Genomic DNA, 25,766 nt, shown 5'->3' with positions numbered 1-25,766 from the left:
GGTCCTACTTCGCGGCGAGGGCCCCTGCCGCGGCGGCGCGGGCGATCTCCTGATGGTACAGGGCCTCGTAGCGGTCCACCATGCGGTGCATGTCGCAATGCGCCGCCGCCCGGGCCCGGCAGGCGGCGCGGGAGAGGGCGGCGGCGCGCGGGATGCAGTCCGCCAGCGCCTCCACGTCGTCCGGCGGGGCGAGGCAGCCCGTCCTCTCATCCGTCAGCTCCGGCAGGGCACCGCGGGCGAAGCCGGCGATGGGGGTGCCGCAGGCCAGGGCCTCCGCCACCACCAGCCCGTAGGGCTCGTCGAAGCGCGGGGTGATGAGGGCGACGGAGGCGCGCGCCACCTCCCGCGACAGCTCGCGGTGGCTGAGGTGACCGAGATAGGTCACGTCCTCGCCCAGCAGCGGCAGCACCTTCTCGTGCCAGAAGGCGGTGTCGCTGATGGGGCCGGCGAAGCGCAGCGGGATGCCGGCGCGGCGCGCGGCGCGGATGGCCAGGTCCGTGCCCTTCTCCGGCACGATGCGGCCGGACCAGACGGCGTGGGGCGAAGCCGGCGCTTTCGTGCCCGCCGCGAAAAGGTCGAGGTCGATGCCGTTGCAGATCACGTGGTCCACCCGGACGACATCCTTCCACATCGCCTCCACGGCATGGGAGACGGCGACGTAGCGCATGTCCGGCCGCGTGCATTCCAGCACGCCGTTCTCCAGCTCCATGAAGGGCGGCGTGTGGAACACGGTGAGCATCGGCGCCTTGACGCGGCTGGCGGCGGTGAGCGGCAGGTAGTGCAGGGCGTTGTTGTGCACGATGTCGAAGCCGCCCGCGGCCACCTCGTCCATCATGGCGTCGTAGGCGCGGTGCTCGGCGAACTCCGTCGCCTCCGCCTCCGCCTCATTCGTCGGCGTGCCGGTGGGCGGGCCGTAGGCGCGCAGGTTCAGCGCCGCGTCCGAGCCCTCGCTGGCGAAGAGCGTCACCTCGTGGCCGCGCGCCTTCAGCAGGCGGGCGAGCATGTGCGTGTGCATCTCCAGCCCGCCCGGAAAGGGTTCGGCGATCGGATACTTCAGGTGGGAGACGACCGCGATCCTCAGCGCTGTGCCAGCCGTCAACGTCGTCTCTCCGGTAGGCCGCGATGGGCCGTTTCTCAGGGGTGTGTCGCGCTTGAATGTGGCGGGATTAGGTAACCTGCGTTGAGCGCGCACCGCGGATGCAAGCGAGGGAGCGGCCGGCCGCGTTGCGGTCCCGCGGATGAAATTGTCGTCACGCGCGGCGCAGCACGTCGAGCCGGTACTGCTCCTCGCGCTGCGCCACCAGCGGTTGCAGCGCGTCGCCGGCGCGCGCGAGGAAGCCCTGCACCGCCTCGTCGCCGGTCTGCGGGAAGGGCGGTTCGGCGGGCGGCAGCCAGTGCACCAGCACGACGTCGCCGCCCGGGCGCAGCGCGCGCAGAGCCTGGTCCGTCACGGTGTGCAGGTCGGCGGGGTTGAGGAAGTAGAGCACCTCGGAGAGCAGGATGAGGTCGAAGCTTCCGCCTTCCGGCCAGTCCGCGGGAACATGCGCGCGGCGGATCTCCACCCAGGGCATCTCCGCCAGGTTCTCGCGCGCTTCCGCCAGCGGTGCCTCCGCGCCGTCAACGGCGAGAAGACGCGCGCAGCGGGGCGCGAGGAGACGCGTGAGCACGCCGATGGAGCAGCCGAGCTCGAAGGCGCTCTCGTAGCGCTCGCGCGGCAGGGCGTTGAGGGTGGCGGCGTACTTTTCCCGTTCGTAGGGCGAGGTCTTGAAACGCCAGGGGTCCGGGTTCTTCGCGTAGAACTCCTCGAAGAACTCCGGGGTGAAGCTCTCGCCGGGCGCCTTCACGCGGCCTCCTCCAGGTACACCTCGAAGGGCCGCACCAGCACGGAGAGCACGGCGGGGGAGAGGATGAAGCCCGAGGGATCGTCCTCGATCAGCCGCGTCACCTGGCTGCGATGCGCCATCACGGCGCGACGCTTCGTCTCCAGCTGCGCGGAGACGTCGAGCCGCATGCCGCGCGGCGGCGCGGGCACTTCCGCCGGCGCGACCGGCGCCATGGCGGGGTAGAGGTGGCGCCAGCTCCACACGGGATAGCCGAGCAGGCGCAGCCCCGCGCGGCCCGCGGCCTCCTTCGCGATGGCCCAGGTCGCCTCGTGATCCTTGTGCGGATCGAGACCGATGGTGGCGGCGATCGTGCCGAGCCCCTCGGCGGCGGCGATCACCGCGAGAACCGCTTCCTCGAAGCGCGTGCCGGCGACCGGCACGTCGCCGTCGGGCAGGTCGAGGAAGAGCGGCGGCGGAACGCCCAGCTCCTCCGTCGCCTCAATCGCCTCCTCGCGCCGCAGTTCGCGCAGCACGGGGCCGGGATGGGTGCGGGAGTTCGGGTGCGATCCCGCGCCGTCCGACATCACGACCACGCGCGCCGGGCGGCCCGCCGCGGCCATCGCGGCCAGGAGGCCGCCGCAGCCCAGGGATTCGTCGTCGGGGTGTGGGGCGAGCACGAGCACGCCGCCCTCCGGCACCAGCGCCTCCAACGGCACGAGGGGGAGCGCCTCGGCCTCGCGCAGGAAGTCGCTTGCCCTCACGGCCACATGTCGCCCACGGCCTCGGCGGAGCTCAGCCCGGCCGCCGCGCCCGCCACCAGGGCGCGGTCCGGCGCAGGCTGGCGGAGGTAGGTGGCGAGGTCGCGCATCATCCGCTCCACCGGGTTGGCGCGGGTGAAGGCCTGCAGCCCGATGGAGCGCTGCGCCAGCTCCAGCACGTCGAGCGCCGCCCGCTCCACCGCGCCGCGCGCGAGATCGACGTAGGCGATGATCCGCGCGGGCTCGGCCGATTCCTCCTCCGCCATCCGGGCGGCGTTCAGCACCCAGAGGCGCGCGGTCTCGGCCGCCGTCAGCACCTGCCCGAAGCGGGCGGCCTGGTGCGGGTCCGCGCCGCGCCCGGTGCGGCCGTGGTGCTCCCGCAATGCCTCGGCCACCGCCTCCAGCCCGCCGAGATGCACGGCGAGGAAGCGCCAGGCGCCGCCGGAGAAGCCGGGCTGGCGCATGTAGGAATCGGGACCGCCGAGCACGATCTCCGGCGTGGCGGGGATGCCGTCCATCATCACCGTGCCGGTGGCGGAGGCGCGCATGCCCGTCACCCGCCACTCGGAACTCTCCGCCCGCTCCGTCCCGCGCTCCAGCGGCACGAGGAGCATCTGCTGCGGGCCCTCGCCGTTGTGGCGGCCCGTGACCAGGGCGCGTTCCACCAGCCCGGCGCCGGAGCAGAGCACCTTGCCGCCGCGCAGGATCCCCTCCGCGTCGATGCGCAGGTCGATCCCCGGCCGCTCCGTGTTCCAAACGCCGAAGAGCGCGCCGCCCCGCGCGGCCTCTGCCGCGGCGGCGTGCTGGTCGGGGGTCCCGTGCTCCGCCACCAGCCGGATGGCGTTGACGTGCCCTTCGTAGAGCCGGCCCAGCGGCAGGCTGGCGCGGCCGACCAGCCGCAGCGCCTCGAAGAGCGCCTCCGCCCCGGAAGGCTCGCTGCCCCAGCCCTGGCCGCCGAGGGCGCGGGGCAGGGGGGCGGTCAGCAGCCCCGCCTCGGCCAGCACCGCCACGTCCTCCTCCGGCAGGGCGGAGTCCATGGTGTCCAGCGCCGCGGCGCGGGCCGCGATGGCGGGCATCAGGGCGCGGAGATGGGCAAGGATGGCCTCGTCCTCCGCAGGGAAGGCGAGCGCACTGGCGGGGGTGAGGGCGTCCATGACGTTTGCTAAGTTGCGTACGGTTTAGGGTTGCGCAAGCGGCCCTGACCCTATCCCATTTGCGTGAGTGACCTTGGCCCTGACGCTGCCCCGGGAGCGCCCCGCGCTCCGCCGCGCGCTCTTTCTCCTCCTCTGCCTTTCCGTCGTGCTGCCTCTGGCGGCGCTGCTGTGGCGGGTGCTGTCCCCCGGCGGCTGGACGGGATGGGAGGTGGCAATCGCGGTTCTCTACCTGGGAACCCTGCCCTGGACGGCGATCTGCACCGCGAACGCCGCTGCCGGCCTGTTCCTGCTGCTGCGGGAGGAGGACGCGCCTGCCTTCCTGGTCCCGCAGGTGGTGGCGCCGCGCGCCGGGCCGCCGCTGCGGACGGCCATTGCCGTTTGTATCCGGAACGAGGCCATGGAGGCCGTGCTGCCGCCCCTGGCGCGGCTGCTGGACGGGCTGGCGGCGGCGGGGGAACGCGGGCGCTTCACCCTGTGGTTCCTCTCCGACACGCAGGACCCAGCCCATGCGGCGGCGGAGGAGGCGGCGATCATGGCCGTCGCGGCCGGGGCGCCGCTTCCCGTGCGCTACCGCCGCCGGGCGGGGAATGCCGGCTTCAAGGCGGGGAACGTGATGGAGTTCCTGGACCGCCACGCGGAGGGGCACGAGCTGGCCCTGATGCTGGATGCGGATTCCGAGATGTCGGCGGGCGCCGTGCTGCGGCTGGTGCGGGGGATGGAGGCCGATCCCCGGTTGGCGTTGATCCAGCAGCTCATTGCCGGGCGCCCGGCGGCGCGGGCCTTCGCGCGGCTGTTCCAGTTCGGGATGCGGGCGGGGATGCGGGCCTGGGCCACGGGGCAGGGGTGGTGGCAGCTGGATGACGGGCCCTACTGGGGCCACAACGCCATCCTCCGCATCGCGCCCTTCCGGGAGCACGCACGGCTGGAGCCGCTGCCGGACGGCTCCGCGATCCTTTCCCACGACCAGGTGGAAGCGGTGCGGCTGCACGCTGCCGGCTGGCGAGTGCGCTGCCTGCCCGCGGAGGAGGGCAGCCTGGAGGGCAATCCGCCCGCCCTGCCGGAGTTCCTGGCGCGGGATGTGCGCTGGGGGGCGGGGAACATGCAGTATCGGCACCTCATTCTCCGACCGGGTCTGACCCTCATGGGGCGGTGGCAGCTGGCGCAGGCGATGCTGCTCTTCCTCTGCGCGCCGCTCTGGCTGGGGATGCTGCTGGCGGCGGTGGGCAATGCCGCGACGGGGGGAGGGGCGGGCACGCCCGTGGGGGCGCTGGCAGCGCTGCTGGGGCTGACCTGGGCCGCGAATGCCGCGCCGAAGCTGCTGGGCTACGCGGAGCTGCTGGTCCGGGGGGAGCGCGCCGCGCCCTATGGCGGGCGGGGTGCAGTGCTGCGCGGGGCGGGGGCGGAGATCCTCTTCTCCCTGCTGGTCGAGCCGGTGAGCCTCCTCAACAAGAGCCTTGCCCTTGGCCGGCTGGCCCTCGGCGCACGGGGCGGCTGGGCGCCGCAGAACCGGGCGGACCGTGGCGTGGCCTGGGCCGATGCGGCGCGGCTGCTGTGGCCGCACACGCTGGTCGGGGTGGGGTGCGCGGCGGTGCTGGCGGGGGTATCCGGGACGGCGCCTCTCCTCGCGCTGCCCTTCCTGGCGGGGCTGGTGCTCGCGGTGCCGGTCTGCGTGCTCACAGCCTCGCCGGGGCTCTCGGCATGGCTGATGCGCCACCGGATCGCGGCGACGCCGGAGGAGCTGGCGGCCTTGGCGTCCGGGCCCGCCCGCGCCATGGATGCGCCCCAGGGGGATCGCCTGGCATGAAGGACCTGTCGCAGCTCGACCTCAACCTGCTGCGCGTCTTCGACGCGGTGGCGCGGGAGCGGCACGTGACGCGCGCCGCCTCGCGGCTGAACCTCTCCCAGCCCGCCGTTTCCAACGCGCTGAATCGGCTGCGCGGAGCGCTGGGGGACGAGCTGTTCCTGCGGGCGCCGCAGGGGGTGGAGCCGACCAGCCTCGCGCTCGCGCTGATGCAGCCCGTGGCGGAGGTGCTGGACCGGCTGCAGGAAACGCTGGCCGCCACCGCGCCCTTCGACCCGGCGACGAGCGACCGGGTCTTCACCCTTGCCTTCTCGGAGTACGCGGAGGCGATCCTGGCCCCCCCGCTCTTCGAACGGCTGGCGAGAGAGGCGCCGGGCATCCTGGTGGCCATCCGCCACGCGGACCGCACCAATGCCGGCGCGCTGCTGGAGGGGGACGAGGCGCAGTTGGCGATCGCCATGCTGGCCGAGCCCACCGCCCTCTACACCCGGCTGCGGCTGCTGCCGGAGGCCTTCATGATCCTTGTCCGGCCCGGTCACCCGCTGCTGGAGGGGCCGCTGAGCCTGGAGCGCTACACCGCCTTCCCGCACCTGCTGCACTCGCCCAACGGGTCGCGGGACGGGGCGATGGACCGGATCCTCAAGGATCTCGGCCACGCCCGGCGGCTGGGGGCGGTGGTGGCGCACCTCTCCGCCGTGCCGAGCGTGCTGCTGGGGACGGACATGGTGATGACGCTCTCCTCCCGCCTCGCGCGGCAGCTCTCCGCCGCGCACGGGCTGGCGCTGCTGCCCCTGCCGGAGGCGGCGGCGACGGCGACCCAGCACACCCGCCTTTCCATGATCTTCCACCGGCGCTTCGAGGCGGATCAGGGCCATGCCTGGCTGCGCCGCCTGCTGCTGACCCTGGCGCGTGAGGTGGTGGAGGACTGCCCGGCCGACGGGAAGGAGGGGAGCCGGGCGGTGGCGGACTGAGAGGCGGCGCGTCGGCCGCCCCGCCGCTTTCCGTGACGTGCCGCGCGGCGGTGGCGGGGTGGCCCGCAGCGGGTGGACGGGCCATGCTGGGGCATGACCGAACGCGAGAAGATGCTGGCCGGGCTGCCCTATAACGGGATGGACCCGGACCTCCTGGCGGCGCGCTACCGGGCGCGGGCGCTGGTGCTGCGGATGGACGCGCTGCCGCCCGAGGACGAGGCGGCGCGGCGGGCCGTGCTGGAGGAGCTGCTGGGCGGCATCGGCGCGAAGACGATGGTGATGCCGGGCTTCCGCTGCGACTACGGGGGCAACATCCGTATCGGCGCGGATGCCTACGTGAACTTCAACTGCGTGTTCCTGGATTGCGCGCCGATCACGCTGGGGGACGGGTGCCAGGTGGCGCCCTCCGTCCAGATCTACACGGCGACCCATCCGCTGGAGCCGGGGCCGCGCGCGGCGGGGATCGAGAGCGCGCATCCCGTGACGATCGGGCGGAACGTGTGGCTGGGCGGCGGCTGCATCGTGCTGCCAGGGGTGACGATCGGGGACGACACGGTGGTGGGGGCGGGCGCGGTGGTGAACCGCGACCTGCCGGCGGGCGTGCTGGCCGTGGGGAACCCGGCGCGGGTGGTGCGGCGCCTGGGCGGCGCCGCGCCGGATCAGATGTAGCCTTAGATGTAGTTGGAGAGGGCGGTGTAGACGCCCGCGAAGCCGAAGCCGACGATGTCGTCCTGGCCGTCGGCGTTCACGTCCGCCAGTTCGCGCGGGACGCTGGCGTTGCTGGCCCAGCCGCCGGCCAAGGGGGCGAAGTCGGCGATGAGCTGCGTCATCGGCGCGAAATGGCCGCCACCCGTGGCGAGGGAGGCGTGGGCGCCGGCGAAGCCGAAGCCGACGATGTCGGCCATGCCGTCGCCGTTCACGTCGGCGAGGTGGCGCGGGACGACGTCGTTGCTGACCCAGCCGCCGCTGTTGGCGCCGAAGGCGGCCATCTCGAAGGTGGGGTTGTCGAAGCCGCCGCGGCCATTGGCGAGGGAGACGAGGACGCCGTCGAAGCCGAAGCCGACGATGTCGGCCCTGCCGTCGCCGTTCACGTCGGCGAGGTGGCGGGGGAGGATGTCGTTGCTGACCCAGCCGCCCCTGTTGGCGCCGAAGGCGGCCAGCTCGAAGGTCGGGCTGGCGAAGCCGCCGCCACCGGTGGCGAGGGAGACGAGAACGCCGTCGAAGCCGAAGCCGACGATGTCGGCCATGCCGTCGCCGTTCACGTCGGCGAGGTGGCGGGGGAGGATATCGTTGCTGACCCAGCCGCCCTTGTTGGCGCCGAAATCGGCCAGCCCGAACAGGGGGTTGTCGAAGCCGCCGCGGCCGTTGGCGAGGGAGACGAGGACGCCGTCGAAGCCGAAGCCGACGATGTCGGCCCTGCCATCGCCGTTCACGTCGGCGAGTTCGCGGGGGAGGGTGTCGTCGCTGACCCAGCCGCCCCTGTTGGCGCCGAAGGCGGCCAGCTCGAAGGTGGGATTGTCGAAGCCGCCGCGGCCGTTGGCGAGGGAGACGAGGACGCCGTCGAAGCCGAAGCCGACGATGTCGGCCGCGCCGTCGCCGTTCACGTCCGCGAGGTGGCGCGGGAGGGTGTCGTTATCCGTCCAGCCGCCCGCGTTCGGCGCGAAGCTGGCCAGGGCGAAGCCCGGGGAGCGGAAAGGGACGTCGTTGTCCAGGATGGTGCCGACGCCCACGGCATTGGCGATGCCGGCGCTGTTCGTGGCGCCCGAGAGGACGACGTTGAAGGTCTCGCGCGGCTCGTGGAAGGTATCGGCGAGGATGGCGACGGAGATCGTCTTCGAGGTGGCGCCGCTCTCGAAGAAGAGCGTGCCGGAGGTCGCGAGGTAGTCCGTGCCGGCCCGGGCGCTGTCGTTCGCGGTGGCATAGTTCACGGAGAAGGCGGAGGTTCCGCCGGTGCGGGTGACCGTGAAGGTCGCGAAGGTGCCGCCCTCCACCAGGGTGACGTTCCCGATGGAGACCGAGCCCGGCGGGCTGTCCGCCCGGCCGTAGATGAAGCGGATGCCCGCGATATCGTCGGACTGGGGGGTGGCGATGGTGGGGTTGAAGTAGGGGTACATGAGGGAGCGGGCGTCGGAGGAGTGGCCCAGCCCCAGCGCGTGCCCGATCTCGTGCGTGGCGACGGCGAGGAAGCTGCTGGGGTTCCAGAACCCGCCCTCACCGCTGTCGAAGACGATGTCGCCCGAGTAGGCCACGTTGGCGGGGTTGGTGTAGTAGGTTGGCAGGTAGGCGGATGCCAGCACGCTGCCGCCGAAGAACGGGCGGCCATCCTTGTAGCCGGCGGCGATCCGGATGTTGGCGGAGAGCCCGGCGCCGATGTTGGCGCCCCCATCGGCGACCTGGACGAAGGTGATGTTCGCCACCGACGCCCAGGAGGCGAAGGCCTGCGCGAGAACGGCGCCGTAGTCGAAGGAGAGGAAGCTGGAGAACGAGACGGTGGAGCCGTAGAAGAATCCGGAGCCGGCGGCGTTGTAGAGGCCCGCCCCGGCGATGCTCCAGGTCACCACGCCCCCGGCGGTGCCGAAGCTGCGGGAGCTGCCCCACTTGCCGTCGTAGGCCGAGTAATCCTCCGTGACCTCCGGCGCCGCCGCCCCGTTCAGGTCGTAGAAGACGTCCGGCTCCGGAGGGCCGGAGGGTGGGGTGGGGCCGTGGGGAGCGGGGGTGGCACCACCGTCGTGCGATCCGGGATGCCCGAGGCTAAAAGGCTGCAACTGATCGTTTCCTGGCCCGGTGCTGGTTGGTCCGGGGCTTTGCGAAGTCAGAATATCACTAAAACGTTACCCAGGTCATTCTCTTTTTTAGCGGGCGTCAAAAAATTTAGCCTGCCGGCTCCTCCACCACCCGGGAGAGGCGGATCAGGTCCTGGGTGTGCGGGTGCACCGCCCGGCCGGCACGGAGCGCGGCCTCGTCCAGCTCCTCCACGATCCGGCCGCCCTGCATCACGGCCAGCCTGCCGCAGAGATGGGCGACGACAGCGAGGTTGTGGGAGACGAGGATGCAGGTGAGGCCGCGGGCGGCGCGGAGGTCGGCCAGGAGGTTCAGCACCTCGGCCTGGACGGAGACGTCGAGCGCGCTGGTCGGCTCGTCCAGCAGCAGCACGCGCGGGTCCGCAACCAGGGCGCGGGCGATGGCCACGCGCTGGCGCTGGCCGCCGGAGAGCTGGTGGGGGTAGCGGAAGCGGGCGGCGCGGGGCAGGGCCACCTCCTCCAGCGCGCGGGCGATGCGGGCATCGGCGTCGCGCACCCCGTGGACCTCCAGCGGCTCCGAGAGGATGCGGTCCACGGTCTGGCGGGGGTGCAGCGATCCGTAGGGGTCCTGGAACACCATCTGGACCGTGCGGAAGAAGGCGCGGTCGCGCCTGCGGCCGAGCGGCTTCCCGTCCACGGCGATGCGGCCGGTCCAGTCCGTGATGAGGCCGGCGATGGCGCGGAGCACGGTGGACTTGCCGCTGCCGCTCTCCCCCACCAGCCCGAAGGTTTCGCCGGGCTCCACGCGGAAGGTGGCGCCGCGCACCGCGTGGTTGGCGCCGAAGCGGATATCGAGGTTCGCGACGTCGATCATGCGCGGGGGGCCAGCCAGGCGGGGTCGCGCTTCAGGGTGGGCAGGCGGTCCCGCCGCTCCGAGAGGCTGGGGAGGCATTCCAGCAGGCCGCGCGTGTAGCCGTGGCGGGCATGGTGGAGCTCGGCGGCGGGCAGCTCCTCCATCACCTGGCCGGCATACATCACCGCCACCCGGTCGCAGAAGCGGGCGACGAGGGGGAGGTCGTGGCTGATGAGCATCAGCGCCATGCCGCGGCGGTCCACCTGCTCCTCGATGAGGGAGAGGATCTCGGCCTGCACGCTGGCGTCGAGGGCGGAGGTGGGCTCGTCCGCGATCAGCAGCTCCGGGTCGGGGGCCAGCATCATGGCGATCATCACCCGCTGGCCCATGCCGCCGGAGAGCTCGTGCGGGTAGGCGTCGTGGACGCGGCCGGGGTCGCGGATGCGGACGGATTCCAGCAGGGCCAGGGCGGCGTCCCGCGCCTCCCGCCGGCCCAGGCGCTTGTGGGCGCGGAGCGCCTCCGCGATCTGGGCGCCGGCCGTCATCACGGGGTTCAGGCTGTATTTCGGGTCCTGCAGGATCAGGCCGATGCGGCCGCCGCGCAGGCCGCGCATCTCGCGCTCCCCGGCGTGCAGGATGTCCGTGGTGCCGAAGCGCAGCACATCCGCCCGGACCTTCGCGCTGCCGGGCAGCAGGCGCATCAGGGCGCGGCCGGTGACGGACTTGCCGGACCCGCTCTCCCCCACGATGCCCAGCTTCTCCCGCCCGATGGCGAAGGAGACGCCGCGCACGGCGTGGGTGACCCCGGTGGCGGAGGGGAAATCGACGTGGAGGTTCCGCACCGCCACCAAGGGCTCGTCCTGCAGGGAGGGAGGGGTCATCGCTGCTTCGGGTCCAGCACATCGCGCAGGCCATCGCCCAGCAGGTTGAAGGCGAGGGAGGCGGAGAAGATAGCGATGCCGGGCATGAGGGCGACCCACCACTGCTCCAGGATGAAGCGGCGGGCGGTGGCGATCATCGTGCCCCATTCCGGCAGCGGCGGCTGGGCGCCAAGGCCGAGGAAGCCGAGGCCGGCGGCGGTGAGGATGATGGAGGACATGTCCAGCGTGACGCGCACGACGAGGGAGGGCGTGCACATCGGCATGACGTGGCGCAGCACGACGCGGGCGGGGGAGGCGCCGGTCATCCGCGCGGCGGCCACGTAGTCCGTGCGGCGGATGGTCAGGGTTTCCGCCCGTGCCAGTCGGGCGTAGGGCGGCCAGGCCGTGAGGGCGATGGCGATCACCGCGCTCTCCACCCCCGGCTTCATGGCGGCTACGAAGGCGAGCGCCAGGATGAGGCGGGGGAAGGCGAGGAAGACGTCCGTGACCCGCATCAGCAGCCGGTCCCAGATGCCGCCCGCATAGCCGGCCACGCAGCCGACCAGCAGCCCCAGCGGTGCTACCAGCAGGACGACGGCGACGACCATGCCGAGCGTGATGCGGCCGCCGTAGAGGAGGCGGGACCAGATGTCGCGCCCCAGCTCGTCCGTGCCGAGCCAGTGGGCGCCGGAGGGGGCGGCGAGGCGATTGCCGAGCTCCTGCGCGCCCGGATCGTGGGTGGCCAGCAGCGGCGCCAGCAGGGAGAGCAGCAGCAGGGCGAGGATCACCACCAGCCCCACCATCGCCAGCGGGTTCCGGCGGAAAGCGAGCCAGGCCTGGTAGCGGCGGCCCCAGGCGGCCTGGCTGCGGGATGCCGGGGCGTCCGTCAGCAGCCAGTCGCGGCGGGATGGGGCGGCGCCGGGCTGGGGCAGCGGGGGCGCGAGAGCGGCCTCGGGCGCCGTGTCCGGCACGGGCTCCACGGCGGCCGTGGCGGTGGCGGCATCGGCCATGAGGCTACCGGGGGGGCTGCCGGGGGTGGGGCCGCTCATCGCGTGCGCGGGTCCATCAGGCGGTAGAGCAGGTCGGCGAGCAGGTTCAGCACCACGTAGATCAATCCGACGACGAGCGTGGCGCCGAGCACCGCGTTCATGTCCGCGTTCAGGAGGGAGACAGTGAGGTACTGGCCGAGGCCCGGCCAGCCGAAGATCGTCTCCGTCAGCACCGCGCCCTCCAGCAGCCCGGCATAGGTGAGGAAGATCACCGTCACCAGCGGCACGGCGGTGTTGCGGAAGGCGTGGCGCCAGACGATCCGCATGGGGGAGAGGCCCTTGGCGCGGGCGGTGGTGACGTACTCGCTCCGCAGCTCCGCCAGCATGAAGGCGCGGGTCATGCGGGCGATGTAGGCCAGCGAGAAGAAGGCGAGGATGCCGGCGGGCTGGATCAGGTGCAGGAGCGCGTCCCGGAAGGCCGGCCAGTCGCCGGCCAGGATCGTGTCCAGCGTCAGGATGCCCGTGACCGGCTCCACCATGTCCTGGAAGACGATGCCCTGGCGCCCGGGGCCGGGCAGCCAGCCCAGCCAGGCGTAGAAGACGAGGAGGGAGAGGAGGGCGAGGACGAAGACCGGCACGGAATGTCCGGCGAGGCAGAAGACGCGCACGGCCTGGTCCACCCAGGAGCCCTGGCGGGTGGCGGCGAGGACGCCGAGGCCGATGCCCAGCACGGCGGCGATGAGGATGGCGAGCGTCGCCAGCTCGAAGGTGGCGGGGAAGTAGCGGGCGATGTCCTCCCACACCGTGTTGGAGGTCATCACGGAGCGGCCGAGATTGCCGGAGAGAATATCCGTCAGGTAGCGCCAGAACTGGGCGGGGAGGGGCTGGTCGAGGCCCAGCTCCACCCGCGCCCGCGCCACAACATCGGCGGGCGCGCGGTCCCCCACCACGGCCAGCACCGGGTCGATCGGCACCACGCGGCCGATGAAGAAGGTGACGACGGCGAGGCCGAGGAGGGTGATGGGGATGCTGGCGGCGGTGGCCGCCAGCGCCCGGAAGCGGGCCCCAGGGAACCGGGCCGGCATCAGGCCTTGGTGATTCCGGCGTAGACCGTGCGGTCGTTCAGCACGCCGATCTGCACGCCCCTCACCGCGCTGCGGACCACGGCCGTCTCCACGTCCTGCAGCATGATGGCGAAGGGGCTTCCCTGCTGGTGGTCGCGCTGGATGGCCTCGTACAGCGCCACGCGCTTCGCCCCGTCCGTCTCCTTCACGGCGGCCAGCGTGCGGGCGGTCAGTTCCGGGATGTTCCAGGCGGAGCGCCAGGCGAGGGTCTTGTTGCGGGCGTCGTCCCCGTTGTCGGGGTTCATGCTGAAGGCCTCGGCGTTGCTGTGCGGGTCGAAGTAGTCGGAGCCCCAGCGCAGCAGGGCGAGCTCGTGGCCGCGCGCGCGGGTCTTGGTGATGACGGCGCGCTGCTCGCCCGGCAGCATGCGGGCGCGGATGCCGATGGCGGCCAGGTTCGCCTGCACGGCCTGGGCGATGTCGCTCACCGGCGCGCCGGAGAAGAAGTCGAAGGCGATCTCGAAACCGTCCGCGTGGCCGGCCTCGGCCAGCAGCCTTTTGGCCTGGGCGACGTCCGCCTTGAAGGGCTTCTCCGTCAGCGCGCCCGGCAGGCCCTCCGGCAGGAAGGCCTGGTGCACGGCGTGGGTGTTGGGGACGATGTTGCGCTGGATGCCCTCGTAGTCGATCGCCCACTTGATGGCCTGCCGCACCCCGGGCTTGGACAGGATGGGGTGCTTCTGGTTCATGGCGATGTAGAACAGGCCCGCCTTGCGCTGGGCCACCACCGTGTAGCGGCTGTCGCTCCGCGCGCCTCCGATCTGGTCGGAGGCGAGGTTGCGCGCCACGTCGTAGTCGCCGCGCTGCAGGCCGAGGAGCTGGGCGGAGGGGTCGGCGACGTGGCGCAGGATGATCCGCCGCGTGGCGGGGGCCTGGGCCGCGTTCGGGTTGGCGTCGAGCGTGATCGCCTCGCTCGCGCGCCAGGAGACGATGCGGTAGGGGCCGGAGCCCGCGGAGTTCGTCTTCAGCCAGGCATTGCCCCAGTCGTCGCCGGAGGCGCGGGCGGAGACGACCGCCTTCTCCACGACCGAGCCGACGGCGGCGGAGAGGCAGTAGAGGAGGAAGGAGGTGGCGGTGGGCTCCGCCGTGGTCAGCACCACCGTGCGCGGGCCCGTGGCGCGGATGGTCTCCGCCATGTTATCCCGGGTGAAGCCGAACTGGTTGATGATGAAGGCCGGGCTCTTGTTCAGCGCCACCACGCGCTGGAGGGAGTAGGCCACGTCCTCCGCCGTCGCCTCCCGGCCGCTGGCGAACCGCTGGCCCGCCTTCAGCGTGAAGGTGAAGGTCCTGGCGTCGTCGCTCGCGGTCCAGCTCTCCGCGAGGTCGCCGACGAGGCGGGCGGGGTCCTCGGCCGAGGTGGTGGCGAGCTTCTGGTAGACGTTGCCGCCGACCTCGGTGCCCGTGTACTCGAAGCTCTCGGCGGGATCGAGGGAGATCACGTCGTCGATCTGCTTCGCCATGACCAGCACGCCCGGGGGGGTCTGGGCGTGGGCGGCGCGGATCACCGTGTCCCAGGACAGGAAGGCGGCGCCGGAGGTCGCGCAGGAGGCGGCGAGGAGGGTGCGGCGGCTGGGCATGGCTCGGCTCCGAGGGAGAATCGGCTGTTCCTACAAGGCTGGACCGCCGCGCGACAGCGTGCCAGGCGCGTACGACGGCGTGCTGGCAAGGTTTTGAACCCGGCCCTGGTGCCCCACCCCACCGGGGGAGCGCCGCCTGCACCCCCCCTACCGAGCGCGGCGATCCTGGCCCGGCCGTCCTGACAACCGCGTGCGCATCACTAAAGTCATTGCGGCGGGGCGGAGGCGCCTGATCTGATCGCCGGATCAGCGGGCGAGGGCAGGTCCATGCGGCGTCGTTCCCTTCTGGCGGCGAGCGGCGCCGCTATGCTTCCCGACGCGCGCCCCGCGCGCGCCGAGGGGGCGGTGGACCTGCTGCTGGTGCTGGCGGTGGATGTCTCCCGCTCCATCGACGACGACGAGGCCCGGCTGCAGCGCGAGGGCTACCGCAACGCGATGACCGACCCGCGCGTGGTGGAGGCCATCCGCGCCGGCATGACCGGCGCCATCGCGGTCGCCTATGTCGAGTGGGCGGGGGCGGACTACCAGCGGCTGGTGATCCCCTGGACGCATATCGGCAGCGCGGCGGAGGCGGAGGGATGGGCCGCGGCGCTGGAGCGGGCGCCGCGCGTGGCGCTCTCCTGGACCTCCATCTCGGGCGGGCTGGATTTCTCCATGCGCGCCCTGTCCGAGAGCCCCTTCGAGGGGACGCGGCGGGTGATCGACGTCTCCGGCGACGGGGTGAACAACAGCGGCCAGCCCGTGGAGGCCGTGCGCGACCGGGTGGCGGCGGAGGGCGTGACGATCAACGGCCTGCCTATCATCAACGACCGCCCGACCTTCGGGCGGCCCTCGCCGATCCCGCTGGACGTGTACTACCGGGAATCCGTGATTGGGGGCGACGGCGCTTTCCTCATCGCGGCCGAGGATTTCGAATCCTTCGGGAACGCTGTGCGCCGCAAGCTGGTGCGCGAGATCGCGGGGCTGCCGGGGCCGGTCTTCGGGTAGGGCGGATGGCCGGGGCGGCCACGCCCGGGGGCGTGAGCCGCTTCGGCGCCGAAGCTCCGGCCCGCGGCGCCGTTCAGCGGCGGGCCGCTGAGCGGGATGACATCGCATTCGCTCAGCCACCCCGCTCCAGCCTCTGCCGAACGCGCGATTCAGACATTTGGCGAAGCAGCCAAGTGTCATCGCGCTCTAGCGCTCGATCTCCTCGACCACGATGCCGAAGGCGGCCAGGCCCTCGGCCAGCAGGTCGCCGAGCAGCTCCATGCCCATGAGGTAGCCGGCGGTGTCGGCCTCGTTGCGCTCCCGGGCCAGGCCCAGCGCCTCGCCCCACTCGTCCGGCTCGTAGTCGCCGCGGCCGACCCAGGCGAGGGCGATGAGGGCCGCCTGCTCGTCCTCGTTCAGCTCGCCGATCAGGGTTTCCAGGTTCTCGCCGGTGAGGTCGGGCTTGGCGGCGTCCTCCGTCTCCGGGTCATTCATGTCCTCGTTCAGCTCGTCCTCCTCCGTCTCGTCGGAGGCGCGGGCCGCGTCGACAATATTCGCGACGGTCTGAATGCTGATGCCGAGGTCCACCTCGTTCTCGTCGTCCTGGGGAGAGAGTCCAGGGATTCCAGGGGGCTTGTCGCTCATCTCGTCGCTCCTGAGGGGCCCCGATCGGGCGCCGAAGTGGGTTGCCGCCCGCCCAACGCTTGACCCGCGCTTCGGCTGCGCGGAAACCGCCGCGCCGACTCCACGTTCATTCCGCAGAGAGCGAGGCAAGAAGCTTCGCTAAGTATTTGATCTGAGGCGTAAGAGGGGGTCGGACATGCGGAATTGGGGCGCGATCGCACTCTTCGGGATGCTGGCGGGGACTGTTGCTCTGGCGCCATCCGCAAGCGCGGAAGAGGCTCCGGCCTTCGTTAATGCGACCATGTGTGACGTTGCGGCCCCGATCTCTTCCGGCGCCACGGTCTTCTCCCGCCAGGTTCGGGCGGAGCGGCGGGCGGCTGCGCCGGCCCCGCGCCGTGCCCCGGCTGCCCGGCCAGCGCCGCGCAAGCCGGTGGAGCCTGCGGCGCAGGCCGAGGCCCCGGCGGCCGAGGCCGAGGCGGTGCTCTACCCGGCCGTCCACTTCTGCGTCTCGCCGGCTGGCTCCGCGCGGCCCGTCCGCTTCACCTGAAGCCTTCTGCCCGGCGTTGACCGGGCGATCGCGATCGCTCAGGCCGCCCAGTCCGGGGCGAAGGCCGGGTTCACGAAGCGCTGGTTCTTCGGAAGCGCGTCCAGTTCCGCCACATCCGCCTCGGTGAGACGGTCCGCGAGGGCCAGCGCCTCCAGGTTCGCGCGCTGGCTCTCCGGGCGCGAGGCCTTGGGGATGGCGGCCACCCCGTCCTGCCGCAGCAGCCAGGCCAGCGCGACCTGCCCAGCGCCCGTGCCGTGGCGCGCGGCAACGGCCTGGATCACCGGGTTCTCCGTCATCGCGCCGCGGCCGAGCGGGGAGTAGGCGGTCAGCACGATGTTGTTAGGCCGGGCGATGTCCAGTAGCCGGTCCTGCGAGAGCTGGGCGTGGTACTCCACCTGATTGGCGGCGATCGGCGCACCCGTCTCGATCGCGCGCTTCAGCAGGTGCGGCGGAAAGTTCGCCACGCCGATGGCGCGGGCCAGCCCTTCCTCGCGCAGCCGTGTCATGTCGTGCATGACCCGATGCAGGTCCATGTCGGCGGATGGCCAGTGGACGAGGTAGAGGTCCAGGTAGTCGGTGCCGAGCTTGCGGAGGGAGGTCTCGCAGGCCTGGCGGATCTCGCCGGGGGAGAGGTGATCCCACCAGACCTTGCTCGTCACGAACACGTCTTCGCGCGGCAGGCCGGAAGCATGGAGGCCGGCGCCGACCTCCATCTCGTTCCCGTACATCTCGGCCGTGTCCAGGGCGCGGTAGCCCATGGCGAGGGCCGATTCCACGGAGGCCTGACCTTGCGCTCCCGTTAGGAGGTAGGTGCCCAGGCCGAGGCGCGGGATGGAGAGGAGGGGGGTCGTGATGCGATCGCTCATGACCCCCAGGGTGGGGCCGCCCTAGCGCTTCGCCAAGTCAACAAGCCCGGCAAAGCCGCTCTCCGTCCCGAAGGCGAGGTGGGTGCCGGTGGCGTTCCAGGCCAGGGCCGAGACGGCGCCGCGGCCGGGCGCCGCCACGGGCACGACCTTGCCGGAGGCGATCTCCGCCATCAGCACCAGCCCGTCCCCGAAGCCGGCCACCACCACCTCGTGCTGCGGATGGCAGGCGACGCGGGTGCAGATCACCTGATCGCCGCCCGCGATCTCCGTCGGTGCCTTGCCCATCGGGCCGCCGCCGAAGAAGGGCCAGAGCACGACGGCATCCGCGCCGGAGGAAGCGAGCCAGCGGCCCTTGGCGGTGAAGGAGAGGGAGTGGGTCTTCGCGGGATAGCCGGACATCCGCATGTGCTGGCTGTCCGTCAGGCGCCAGCCGTGCAGCGCGTTCTCCTGCATGCCCGTGACGACGTTCTGGCCATCCGGGGATACGGCGATGACGTGGTGGCTGCCCTTCCACTCCAGCACGCGCGGCTTGTCCTCCTTCGCGCCCACGAACCAGGAGGAGACGCCGTTGTAGTGGGAGGCGAAGACGCGCTTGCCCTTGGCGTCGATCGCCACGCCGCCGACGGAGGAGGGGTGCGGGCCGAGGATCTTCACCTTCGCGCCCTTGCCGTCCAGCAGGTGGACGTTCTTGCCCACCGCCACGGCGCGCAGGCCGGAGGGGTGTGCGGCGAGGTGCGCCACCCACTTCATGGTGCCGAAGTCGGAGACGACCTCCGTGGTGCTATCGGGCGCGATGTGCAGCAGCTTGCCGTCGTCGCCGCCGGAGAGCAGGCCGTCGGCGCTGTCCGGGATCATGTTGAGGACGGCGCCGTCATGCGCCTCCAGCTTCCGCCACTCCCCCGCGTGGTCCGCGGGGGTGGCGAGGTGGATGCTGCCGTCCGAGAGGGCGAAGGCGGCGGAGCGTCCCTCCTTCCCGAAGGCGACGTCGGCCACCCAGGCGCCGAGCTCTCGCCCGGTGCCGCGCTGGTCCAGCAGGAAATCCGCGTCCGCGACGTCCGACATCTTCAGGCGGCCGTGGATTCGAAGCCGCGGCGCAGCTTGGGCCGGTTCAGGTCGCGCCCGATGAAGACGATGCGGGACTTGCGCGGATCGCCCTCCTTCCACTCGCCGATGTAGTCGCCATCGGCGATCATGTGCACGGCCTGGAAGGCGAAGCGGCGGTCGTCGCCCTTGTAGTGCAGGATGCCCTTCGTCCGCAGCAGGTCCTGGCCCTTGGTCTGGAGCAGCTCGCCGATCCAGGCGTTGAACTTCTCCGCGTCCACGGGGCGGTCCAGCTCGAAGGAGACGGACTGCACGGCGCTGTCGTGGCTGTGCTCGTCGTCGCCGGAGAGGAACTCGGGCTCCCGTGCCAGGATGCGGTCCAGGCTGAAGGCGTCGCGGCCGATCACGGCGTCCAGCGGCACCTCGGACTTGGTGGCGCGGCGGATCTCCACGGTCGGGTTGATGGCGCGGATGCGGCGCTCCACCTCGTCCGCCTCCTCCGCGGTCACGAGGTCCATCTTGTTCAGCACGATCACGTCGGCGAAGGCCACCTGGTCCTCGGCCTCCGGGCTGTCGCCCAGGCGGGTGAGGAGGTGTTTGGCGTCCACCACCGTCACGATGGCGTCCAGCCGCGTGGCGCGCTTCACGTCCTCGTCCACGAAGAAGGTCTGGGCGACAGGGGCGGGGTTCGCCAGGCCCGTGGTCTCCACGATGATGCCGTCGAACCGGTCGCGACGCTTCATCAGGCTGCCGATGATGCGGATGAGGTCGCCGCGCACGGTGCAGCAGATGCACCCGTTGTTCATCTCGAACACCTCCTCGTCCGCGTCGATGACGAGGTCCTGGTCCACGCCCATCTCGCCGAACTCGTTGATCACGACCGCGAACTTGCGGCCGTGATTCTCGGTGAGGATGCGGTTCAGCAGGGTGGTCTTGCCGGCGCCGAGATAGCCGGTGAGAACGGTGACGGGGGTGGGGGCGGCTTCGGTGGTCTGGGACGTCGTCTGGGACATGGGGAGGGGTGCCTTCGGGCAAGTCCTGGTGGCCCTCGGGGGAGGGCCGGTTCGCGGTGTTATATGGTATCGGGGAGGCCGATTGAACCGGCCCCGGGGTTCATGCGTTGTCCCCGCCATCCGCATGGCAGGAGGCCGGTCCGATGCCCCGTGGTGACAAGTCCGCCTATACCGACAAGCAGAAGCGCATGGCCGAGCACATCGAGGAATCCTACGAGGCGCGCGGCCTGCCCGAGGACGAGGCGGAGCGCCGGGCCTGGGCGACCGTCAACAAGGAGACGGGCGGCGGTAGGAAGAGCGGCTCCGGCCGCGGCAAGCCGGTGAACAAGGAGCCGTCGCGGACGGGCGGCAAGCGGGGCGGGGCCGCCAGTGCGGCGCGGCCGGCGGAGGAGCGGTCCGCCTCCGCCAAGAAGGCGGCTGCCAGGCGCACGCCGGAGGAGCGTTCGGCCGCCGCGAAGAAGGCCGCCGCGACCCGGAAGCGGAACGCGGCGGCGAGGAAGGCGGGCTAGGGCCCGCCTTCCCCTAGTGGATGGCGTGGATCGCGTCGCTCAGCGTGCCGAAGATGCGGTCCACATGCGGCTTCTCGATGATGAGGGGCGGGGAGAGGGCGACGATGTCGCCGGTCACGCGCACCAGCACGCCGTCGTCGAAGCACTTGCGGAAGATCTCCATCGCGCGGGTGCCGGGCTTGCCCTCGCGCGGGGCCAGCTCGATGCCGGCGATGAGGCCGAAGTCGCGGATGTCCACCACCCCCGGCGCGCTGCGGAGGGAGTGCGCGGCCTCCTGCCAGTAGGGCTCGATCGCGCGCGCCCGGCCGGGCAGGTCCTCCTCCCGGTGCAGGGCGAGGGTGGCGATGGCGGCGGCCGAGGCCAGCGGGTGGCCGGAATAGGTGTAGCCGTGGAACAGCTCGATCCCGGCGGCGGAGTTGTTCACCACCGTGTCGTAGACCTCGTTGGTGGTGGCGACCGCGCCCATGGGCACGGCGGCGTTGGTCAGGCCCTTCGCCATCGTCATGATGTCCGGCGCCACGCCCAGGCGCTCCGCCCCGAAATCCGTGCCGAGGCGGCCGAAGCCGGTGATCACCTCGTCGTAGATCAGCAGGATGCCGTTGGCGTCGCAGATCTCGCGCAGGCGCTCCAGGTAGCCCTTCGGCGGAACGAGCACGCCGGTGGAGCCCGCCACCGGCTCCACCATCACGGCGGCGATGGTGTCGCCGTGCAGGGCGATCAGGTCCATCAGGCGGTTGGCCAGCTCCACGCCGTGCTCCGGCTGGCCCTTGGTGAAGGCGTTACGCGCGGGGTCATGCGTGTGGGGCAGGTGGTCCACATAGGGCAGCATGGCGCCGAACTGCTTGCGGTTGCCGCCGATGCCGCCCACGGACATGCCGCCGAAGCCCACGCCGTGATAGCCGCGCTCCCGCCCGATCAGGCGCACACGCTGGGCCTGGCCGCGCGCCTTCTGGTAGGCCAGCGCGATCTTCAGGGCCGTGTCCGCGCTCTCGCTGCCCGAGTTGGTGAAGAAGACCTTGTCGATCCCGGCCGGCGTCATCTCCGCCACGCGGGCCGCCGCCTCGAAGGCGATGGGGTGGCCGAGCTGAAAGGTGGGGGCGAAATCCATGATCGCCGCCTGCTTCTGGATGGCCTCCACGATCTCGCGGCGGCCATGGCCGGCATTGCAGCACCACAGGCCCGCCGTGCCGTCCAGCACCTCCCGCCCCTCCGGCGTGAAGTAGGACATGCCCTCCGCCCGCGCGAGCATGCGGGGCGTGCCCTTGAAGTGCCGGTTGTCGGAGAAGGGCATCCAGAACGAGTCGAGGTTGTTCGGGCGCGGGAGAGACATCTCGTTCATTGCAGAGACCTTGGGCGGGAAGCTTGGGGCGGAAGCCGTTACCTTGCGCCGGGCAGGGGACGCCAACAAGGCGGAACGGGTGAAAAGGCTTGCATTCCTATCAACCGGCGGCTTATGTTCCTTTTTCGTTCTCTGACAGGAGCTCCTGCATGGCTTTTCCCCTCATTGCCATCGCCGCCTCCCTGGCGCCGGAGATCATCCGCCTCATCGCCGGCGACCGGGCCGGCACCCTGGCCAGGACGGTGGCCGATGCCGTGCGGCAGGCGGCGGGCACGGAGGACCCGGCCGCCGCCCGCGCAGCGCTTGCCGCCGATGCGGAGAAGGCGAGCGCCCTGCGCGTTCGCCTGGCCGAGATCGCGCTGGAGGGCGAGCGGCTGAGCGCCGAGCGCGAGGCGGGGCGGCGGGGCGCGGCGCTGGATGCGTTGCGCGCCACGCTGGGCGACACGCAGTCCGCCCGGGCGAGCATGGCGGAGATGATACGCGGCGGCAGCCGGCTGGCCTGGGGGCCGGCGACGGTCTCCTCGCTCGTGGTGCTGGGCTTCTTCGCCGTGCTGATCCTGCTGGTGACGCTGGACGCGGGGCCGGGCGGCGCCGCGCGGTTCGACCCGCAGGTGGCCAGCGTCATCAACATCACCGTGGGCTCCCTCGGGGCTGCCTTTGCGGCGGTGGTGAACTTCTGGATCGGCTCCTCCCAGTCCTCGCGGGAGAAGGACGCGATCGTCGGGCGGCTGCAGGACGCACAGGCGCAGCAGGTGCAGGCGGCGATGGCGACGCTGCGCGACGTGGCACCGGCCTCGCCGCTGCGGCCCGTCTCCCTCGTGCCGCCCTCCGGGGCGCCGTCCGTGATGCTGTCCGGGGAGGACCGCTTCGATGCCTGCCTGGACGAGGTGCTGCGCTCCGAGGGCGGGTTCGTGAACCATCCGGCCGATCCCGGCGGGGCGACGAACATGGGCATCACCCTCCGCACCCTGTCCGAGTTCCGGGACGGGAAGGCGACGGAGGCCGATGTGCGGGCCCTGACCCGGGCCGAGGCGCGCGAGATCTACCGCGCCCGCTACTGGAACCCCATGCGCTGCGCCGAGCTGCCGGCCGGGGTGGACCTGATGGTGTTCGACTTCGGGGTGAATGCCGGGACGGCGCGGTCGGTGAGGATGCTGCAGAGGGCGGTGGGGGTTTCGGCGGACGGATCCCTGGGGCCGATCACCTTGGCCGCCGTCAGGGCCTGCCGGGACGCGGAGCTGATCGGGCGGCTGGCCGAGGCGCGGACCGCCTATTACCGGGGGCTCGGGACCTTTCCGGTCTTCGGGCGCGGTTGGACGCGGCGGGTGGACGCCGTGCGCCGGGCGGCGCTTGGCATGGCCGCGGGGGCAGGGCCGCTGCCGCTGGTGGCGTGAAGCTGGCCGCGTGCCGGGGGGTTTCCCCCGGCGCGCGGGTGCGGTAAGGGAGGAGTGACGGACCCGTAGCTCAGCTGGATAGAGCGTTGCCCTCCGAAGGCAAAGGTCGTACGTTCGAATCGTATCGGGTCCGCCAATCTTTTTAATATCTTGGTTCTAACCGCCAGCTGGCGGTGGCTATCGCCGGAAGCATGGCGGAAGCACATGCGGGATCGAGATCTGCGGAAGTTACCAATCACCTTCCTGGAAGGCAGTCAGGCGTCAGCTCCGTTTTATGTTGCTCTCACCCCAGATGGGAAATCCTACGAGGTCCTGTCGGCGGCCGAGGTTGAAGCATTCCGAATAGACCGATCCGACGAGAGTTGGACCAGAATCCGCCGGTTCAGGCCCGTCCTGCTGCGGGAAGACCAAGAGGTCGAGGGTCGTCATCCCTTGATCCTGGATTTCGGAGCGTTGGACCCTAGGACTCTCAGCAACGTTCTCCTTCAGCTCACTGACTATAGCCTCTCACGCTTTAGGGGCATGCCGTACACGCCAGAAGGTCGGAGAGGCGTTCCCGGGAGAACCCTCAGGTGCTGAACGCAGTACTTAAGGAGCGCTTCTCAGACCCGCGGCGGAGCGGATCTCATTGAGCGAGCTTCCCGACAACCAGCGGGGGCTGATCCTGAAGCGTTGCCGGGTTAGTGGCAGGGGAGCGGCGGTCGACGCGATCAGCCGTGCATGGCTTCAATGGGAGATTGAGGCGCTCCGAGTGCGGTTGCACTAATTCCTGTCGGCGGCCAGCGGTGCCGAATAGCCACGCTTTTCAGCCTGCCAACGCTCCGCCTTTACGATGCCGCATGGGCGGCCACTTCGTATCCCGGTCCCCACACGCGAGGTTCGGATCAGCGGAGCTCAGTTTAGTAAGGCCTATGCTCAACGACGGGGTACGGCGACATGATCCTCGGCAGGAAGTCGCTTGTATTCCTCGGGGATCACCGAAGTTTCGGGGTCGACCAGCTCGTAGGTAATGCGAGTGACTTCGGTGACCCCCCCGCCCTCGACGCGACGCAGAGACAGTCCGTCATCCGTCATGCAGACCTGCGCCTCTTCACTACCGCTCTGAGCTCGTCGCCTACGGCTGGCAATACGGCGACTTTCCCCGGACTTCATGCGCAGGGGAACGCCAATGCGGGCTAAGTTCGCCTGGATGGCTTGGCGATGTCCAGGAAGGGGACCTCGGCCGTGAGGTCGAAGTTGGCCTTGACGCCGTCGGCTAGAATGTCCGGGTGGAAGGGGGTGTCCGGGCTGCGGGATCCCGGGCAGGCTCTCGAGAGCCGCCTTTGGCAAGAGCGGCAGCCGACACCCAGGCTTATCTTGCGAGAAAGCCGAAAGGTGATTGCGGCAATCAGGTAGTTAACGTCGTGGCAGCGAACCCGCAAGTTCCGGCACGAACGAGCGGGACGCCCTATGATCATCGACTTTACCGGCCGGCGAGTCCTCGTCACCGGATCAACCGGCGGCATCGGCTTTGCTGCAGCCAGAGGTTACTTGGCGGCGGGGGCGAGCGTCGTCATCAACGGCCGCAGCGAGGCGAGCGTCGCCACGGCGGTGGAGCGGCTCGGCGAAACGGGACCGTCCATCGCGGGCTTCGCGGGCGACCTCGGGACCGAGGCCGGCTGCGCGCGCCTCATCGCCGAACATCCCGATTTCGACATCGTGGTCAACAATCTCGGCGTCTTCGGACCGCAGGACTTCTTCAGCACGCCGGATAGCGAGTGGGACCGGTTCTTTCAGACGAACGTCATGTCCGGTGTCCGCCTGTCGAGGGCCTACGCGAAGGGGATGCGCGAGCGCGGCTGGGGGCGCATTGTCTTCGTGTCCTCGGAGTCGGCGATCAACATCCCGGCGGACATGATCCACTACGGCTTCACGAAGACGGCCCAGCTCGCGGTCTCGCGCGGTCTCGCCAAGCGCCTCGCCGGGACCGGCGTGACCGTCAACGCGGTGCTGCCCGGTCCCACCCTGTCCGAGGGAGTGGCCGACATGCTCAAGGCCGAGGCCGAGCGGTCCGGCGAGAGTCTCGAGGCGGCCGCCGCGGCGTTCGTCGTCGCCCATCGCGGCTCCTCGATCATTCGGCGCGCCGCCCGCGTTGAGGAGGTGGCCAGCATGATCCTTTACGTCAGCTCCGAGCAGGCATCGGCCACCACCGGCGCTGCCCTGCGGGTCGATGGCGGCGTTGTCGACAGCATCGTCTAGAGCACACCCACGGGCGTCCCTCCCTCTACGCTGAACCTGAGCCGGGCGCACCGGATCCGCGGTGGCTCTGCCAGAGCGCCGGTACCCGCAGCAGCACCAGCGAGGGGTGCATCGCCACCCCGTCCGACACCGCGGGCGACGTTCCGAACCGTTCCCGAGAGAGGCGTTCATGCCGCCCTTGATCTACGACCTCCTTGCCAGTTCGACTTTCCTAATCGTCGCGCGGCTGGTTCTGACCTCATTTTTCTGGATAGCCGGAGTGGTCTACCTGGTGAAGTTCAGGGACATGGCCGGGGTCATCGCGGCGCACGGGCTGCCCGCGCCGCGCCTGGTGACCGTGATGATCGCCGTCACCTGCCTCCTCGGCTCCGCCCTGGTCATCACCGATTTCAGATCGACGGGCTGGCTCGGAGCGGGCGCCCTGGGCATCTTCACCTTTCTCTCGATCCCGCTCGGCCATCCGTTCTGGAAGTTCCCACAGCCGAGGCGGATGGAGGAGTTCCAGGTTGCGCTCGAACATATCGCCGTTATCGGCGGGCTGATGTGCGCCGCCATTCTCACGCTCCGGTAGGGAAAAGGGCTGG

The 25,766-nt window shown here is 71.2% G+C and carries 24 protein-coding genes and 1 tRNA gene; 10 read left to right on the top strand and 15 right to left on the bottom strand.

The window, feature by feature from the left end:
- Window positions 1-4: 4 nt before the first annotated feature.
- The 4 genes from VQH23_RS03120 to VQH23_RS03105 all read right to left on the bottom strand — a co-directional run bounded on the left by VQH23_RS03120 (window position 5) and on the right by VQH23_RS03105 (window position 3,735).
- Entirely contained in the window at window positions 5-1,099 is a 1,095-nt protein-coding gene (locus VQH23_RS03120; RefSeq protein WP_338664156.1) for a glycosyltransferase, read from the bottom strand.
- A 151-nt stretch (window positions 1,100-1,250) separates the two neighbouring features.
- Window positions 1,251-1,844, bottom strand: coding sequence for a class I SAM-dependent methyltransferase (locus tag VQH23_RS03115; RefSeq protein WP_338664155.1), 594 nt, complete (start codon window positions 1,842-1,844; stop codon window positions 1,251-1,253).
- Window positions 1,841-2,584, bottom strand: coding sequence for a PIG-L deacetylase family protein (locus VQH23_RS03110; RefSeq protein WP_338664154.1), 744 nt, complete (start codon window positions 2,582-2,584; stop codon window positions 1,841-1,843). Before VQH23_RS03110 ends, VQH23_RS03115 begins: the two co-directional genes overlap by 4 nt.
- Entirely contained in the window at window positions 2,581-3,735 is a 1,155-nt protein-coding gene (locus tag VQH23_RS03105; RefSeq protein WP_338664153.1) for an acyl-CoA dehydrogenase family protein, read from the bottom strand. The genes VQH23_RS03110 and VQH23_RS03105 overlap by 4 nt, the downstream gene beginning before the upstream one ends.
- Window positions 3,736-3,802: 67 nt before the next feature.
- Between VQH23_RS03105 and mdoH the strand changes: the two genes are divergently transcribed.
- The 3 genes from mdoH to VQH23_RS03090 all read left to right on the top strand — a co-directional run bounded on the left by mdoH (window position 3,803) and on the right by VQH23_RS03090 (window position 7,176).
- Entirely contained in the window at window positions 3,803-5,539 is a 1,737-nt protein-coding gene (gene mdoH, locus VQH23_RS03100) for a glucans biosynthesis glucosyltransferase MdoH (RefSeq protein ID WP_338664152.1), read from the top strand.
- Window positions 5,536-6,507: a LysR family transcriptional regulator gene (locus VQH23_RS03095; protein WP_338664151.1), complete on the top strand. Its 972-nt coding sequence runs from the start codon at window positions 5,536-5,538 to the stop codon at window positions 6,505-6,507. Before mdoH ends, VQH23_RS03095 begins: the two co-directional genes overlap by 4 nt.
- A 93-nt stretch (window positions 6,508-6,600) precedes the next feature.
- The gene (locus VQH23_RS03090; protein ID WP_338664150.1) at window positions 6,601-7,176 is read left to right on the top strand and encodes a sugar O-acetyltransferase; all 576 of its coding nucleotides are present in this window, start codon (window positions 6,601-6,603) and stop codon (window positions 7,174-7,176) included.
- 2 nt (window positions 7,177-7,178) lie between these two features.
- Here the strand turns inward: VQH23_RS03090 and VQH23_RS03085 are convergent, their stop codons facing one another.
- The 6 genes from VQH23_RS03085 to VQH23_RS03060 form a co-directional block, all read right to left on the bottom strand.
- The gene (locus VQH23_RS03085) at window positions 7,179-9,272 is read right to left on the bottom strand and encodes a matrixin family metalloprotease (RefSeq protein WP_338664149.1); all 2,094 of its coding nucleotides are present in this window, start codon (window positions 9,270-9,272) and stop codon (window positions 7,179-7,181) included.
- Between the two features lie 106 nt (window positions 9,273-9,378).
- A complete protein-coding gene (locus VQH23_RS03080; RefSeq protein ID WP_338664148.1) occupies window positions 9,379-10,122 on the bottom strand; it encodes an ABC transporter ATP-binding protein in 744 nt (247 codons plus the stop codon).
- The gene (locus VQH23_RS03075; protein WP_338664147.1) at window positions 10,119-10,982 is read right to left on the bottom strand and encodes an ABC transporter ATP-binding protein; all 864 of its coding nucleotides are present in this window, start codon (window positions 10,980-10,982) and stop codon (window positions 10,119-10,121) included. The genes VQH23_RS03080 and VQH23_RS03075 overlap by 4 nt, the downstream gene beginning before the upstream one ends.
- Entirely contained in the window at window positions 10,979-12,010 is a 1,032-nt protein-coding gene (locus tag VQH23_RS03070; RefSeq protein ID WP_338664146.1) for an ABC transporter permease, read from the bottom strand. The genes VQH23_RS03075 and VQH23_RS03070 overlap by 4 nt, the downstream gene beginning before the upstream one ends.
- Entirely contained in the window at window positions 12,007-13,035 is a 1,029-nt protein-coding gene (locus VQH23_RS03065; RefSeq protein WP_338664145.1) for an ABC transporter permease, read from the bottom strand. The genes VQH23_RS03070 and VQH23_RS03065 overlap by 4 nt, the downstream gene beginning before the upstream one ends.
- Window positions 13,035-14,645, bottom strand: coding sequence for an ABC transporter substrate-binding protein (locus tag VQH23_RS03060; RefSeq protein WP_338664144.1), 1,611 nt, complete (start codon window positions 14,643-14,645; stop codon window positions 13,035-13,037). The genes VQH23_RS03065 and VQH23_RS03060 overlap by 1 nt, the downstream gene beginning before the upstream one ends.
- A 267-nt stretch (window positions 14,646-14,912) precedes the next feature.
- Between VQH23_RS03060 and VQH23_RS03055 the strand changes: the two genes are divergently transcribed.
- Window positions 14,913-15,632 (top strand): DUF1194 domain-containing protein, encoded by a 720-nt coding sequence (locus tag VQH23_RS03055; RefSeq protein WP_338664143.1) that lies wholly within the window; start codon window positions 14,913-14,915, stop codon window positions 15,630-15,632.
- Window positions 15,633-15,818: 186 nt separating this feature from the next.
- Here VQH23_RS03055 and VQH23_RS03050 read toward each other — a convergent pair whose 3' ends face one another.
- Window positions 15,819-16,256: a DUF3775 domain-containing protein gene (locus VQH23_RS03050; RefSeq protein ID WP_338664142.1), complete on the bottom strand. Its 438-nt coding sequence runs from the start codon at window positions 16,254-16,256 to the stop codon at window positions 15,819-15,821.
- Window positions 16,257-16,536: 280 nt separating this feature from the next.
- Between VQH23_RS03050 and VQH23_RS03045 the strand changes: the two genes are divergently transcribed.
- Window positions 16,537-16,782, top strand: coding sequence for a hypothetical protein (locus tag VQH23_RS03045; protein WP_338664141.1), 246 nt, complete (start codon window positions 16,537-16,539; stop codon window positions 16,780-16,782).
- A gap of 38 nt (window positions 16,783-16,820) precedes the next feature.
- Here VQH23_RS03045 and VQH23_RS03040 read toward each other — a convergent pair whose 3' ends face one another.
- The 3 genes from VQH23_RS03040 to VQH23_RS03030 are packed head-to-tail and all read right to left on the bottom strand — an operon-like array spanning window position 16,821 to window position 19,702.
- Window positions 16,821-17,648, bottom strand: coding sequence for an aldo/keto reductase (locus tag VQH23_RS03040; RefSeq protein WP_338664140.1), 828 nt, complete (start codon window positions 17,646-17,648; stop codon window positions 16,821-16,823).
- A 21-nt stretch (window positions 17,649-17,669) separates the two neighbouring features.
- On the bottom strand, window positions 17,670-18,710 hold the full coding sequence (locus VQH23_RS03035) for a WD40 repeat domain-containing protein (RefSeq protein ID WP_338664139.1): 1,041 nt from the start codon (window positions 18,708-18,710) through the stop codon (window positions 17,670-17,672).
- Between the two features lie 2 nt (window positions 18,711-18,712).
- Window positions 18,713-19,702, bottom strand: coding sequence for a GTP-binding protein (locus VQH23_RS03030; protein ID WP_338664138.1), 990 nt, complete (start codon window positions 19,700-19,702; stop codon window positions 18,713-18,715).
- Between the two features lie 143 nt (window positions 19,703-19,845).
- Between VQH23_RS03030 and VQH23_RS03025 the strand changes: the two genes are divergently transcribed.
- Entirely contained in the window at window positions 19,846-20,211 is a 366-nt protein-coding gene (locus tag VQH23_RS03025) for a plasmid stabilization protein (protein ID WP_338664137.1), read from the top strand.
- Between the two features lie 13 nt (window positions 20,212-20,224).
- On the opposite strand, the gene VQH23_RS03020 is transcribed toward VQH23_RS03025, so the two are convergent.
- Complete coding sequence (locus VQH23_RS03020) at window positions 20,225-21,550, bottom strand: aspartate aminotransferase family protein (protein ID WP_408904273.1); 1,326 nt, start codon at window positions 21,548-21,550, stop codon at window positions 20,225-20,227.
- A gap of 149 nt (window positions 21,551-21,699) precedes the next feature.
- Between VQH23_RS03020 and VQH23_RS03015 the strand changes: the two genes are divergently transcribed.
- The 4 genes from VQH23_RS03015 to VQH23_RS03000 all read left to right on the top strand — a co-directional run bounded on the left by VQH23_RS03015 (window position 21,700) and on the right by VQH23_RS03000 (window position 25,753).
- Complete coding sequence (locus VQH23_RS03015) at window positions 21,700-22,944, top strand: glycosyl hydrolase 108 family protein (protein WP_338664136.1); 1,245 nt, start codon at window positions 21,700-21,702, stop codon at window positions 22,942-22,944.
- Between the two features lie 59 nt (window positions 22,945-23,003).
- A tRNA-Arg gene (locus VQH23_RS03010) sits at window positions 23,004-23,080 on the top strand.
- A gap of 1,313 nt (window positions 23,081-24,393) precedes the next feature.
- Window positions 24,394-25,182, top strand: a complete 789-nt coding sequence (locus VQH23_RS03005; RefSeq protein ID WP_338664135.1) for an SDR family oxidoreductase — start codon at window positions 24,394-24,396, stop codon at window positions 25,180-25,182.
- Between the two features lie 178 nt (window positions 25,183-25,360).
- The gene (locus VQH23_RS03000) at window positions 25,361-25,753 is read left to right on the top strand and encodes a DoxX family membrane protein (RefSeq protein WP_338664134.1); all 393 of its coding nucleotides are present in this window, start codon (window positions 25,361-25,363) and stop codon (window positions 25,751-25,753) included.
- Window positions 25,754-25,766 lie beyond the last annotated feature (13 nt).

The organism is Pararoseomonas sp. SCSIO 73927 (genome assembly GCF_037040815.1).
Taxonomy (GTDB): Bacteria; Pseudomonadota; Alphaproteobacteria; order Acetobacterales; family Acetobacteraceae; genus Roseomonas.
This window is presented reverse-complemented; position numbering and strand designations above follow the sequence as displayed.

Coding starts and splice junctions, on each gene's coding strand:
- VQH23_RS03105 (WP_338664153.1), bottom strand. CDS start 3,735: ATGGACGCCCTCACCCCCGCCAGTGCGCTCGCCTTCCCTGCGGAGGAC.
- VQH23_RS03095 (WP_338664151.1), top strand. CDS start 5,536: ATGAAGGACCTGTCGCAGCTCGACCTCAACCTGCTGCGCGTCTTCGAC.
- VQH23_RS03090 (WP_338664150.1), top strand. CDS start 6,601: ATGACCGAACGCGAGAAGATGCTGGCCGGGCTGCCCTATAACGGGATG.
- VQH23_RS03080 (WP_338664148.1), bottom strand. CDS start 10,122: ATGATCGACGTCGCGAACCTCGATATCCGCTTCGGCGCCAACCACGCG.
- VQH23_RS03075 (WP_338664147.1), bottom strand. CDS start 10,982: ATGACCCCTCCCTCCCTGCAGGACGAGCCCTTGGTGGCGGTGCGGAAC.
- VQH23_RS03070 (WP_338664146.1), bottom strand. CDS start 12,010: ATGAGCGGCCCCACCCCCGGCAGCCCCCCCGGTAGCCTCATGGCCGAT.
- VQH23_RS03065 (WP_338664145.1), bottom strand. CDS start 13,035: ATGCCGGCCCGGTTCCCTGGGGCCCGCTTCCGGGCGCTGGCGGCCACC.
- VQH23_RS03060 (WP_338664144.1), bottom strand. CDS start 14,645: ATGCCCAGCCGCCGCACCCTCCTCGCCGCCTCCTGCGCGACCTCCGGC.
- VQH23_RS03055 (WP_338664143.1), top strand. CDS start 14,913: ATGCGGCGTCGTTCCCTTCTGGCGGCGAGCGGCGCCGCTATGCTTCCC.
- VQH23_RS03050 (WP_338664142.1), bottom strand. CDS start 16,256: ATGAGCGACAAGCCCCCTGGAATCCCTGGACTCTCTCCCCAGGACGAC.
- VQH23_RS03045 (WP_338664141.1), top strand. CDS start 16,537: ATGTGTGACGTTGCGGCCCCGATCTCTTCCGGCGCCACGGTCTTCTCC.
- VQH23_RS03040 (WP_338664140.1), bottom strand. CDS start 17,648: ATGAGCGATCGCATCACGACCCCCCTCCTCTCCATCCCGCGCCTCGGC.
- VQH23_RS03035 (WP_338664139.1), bottom strand. CDS start 18,710: ATGTCGGACGTCGCGGACGCGGATTTCCTGCTGGACCAGCGCGGCACC.
- VQH23_RS03030 (WP_338664138.1), bottom strand. CDS start 19,702: ATGTCCCAGACGACGTCCCAGACCACCGAAGCCGCCCCCACCCCCGTC.
- VQH23_RS03025 (WP_338664137.1), top strand. CDS start 19,846: ATGCCCCGTGGTGACAAGTCCGCCTATACCGACAAGCAGAAGCGCATG.
- VQH23_RS03020 (WP_408904273.1), bottom strand. CDS start 21,550: ATGAACGAGATGTCTCTCCCGCGCCCGAACAACCTCGACTCGTTCTGG.
- VQH23_RS03015 (WP_338664136.1), top strand. CDS start 21,700: ATGGCTTTTCCCCTCATTGCCATCGCCGCCTCCCTGGCGCCGGAGATC.
- VQH23_RS03005 (WP_338664135.1), top strand. CDS start 24,394: ATGATCATCGACTTTACCGGCCGGCGAGTCCTCGTCACCGGATCAACC.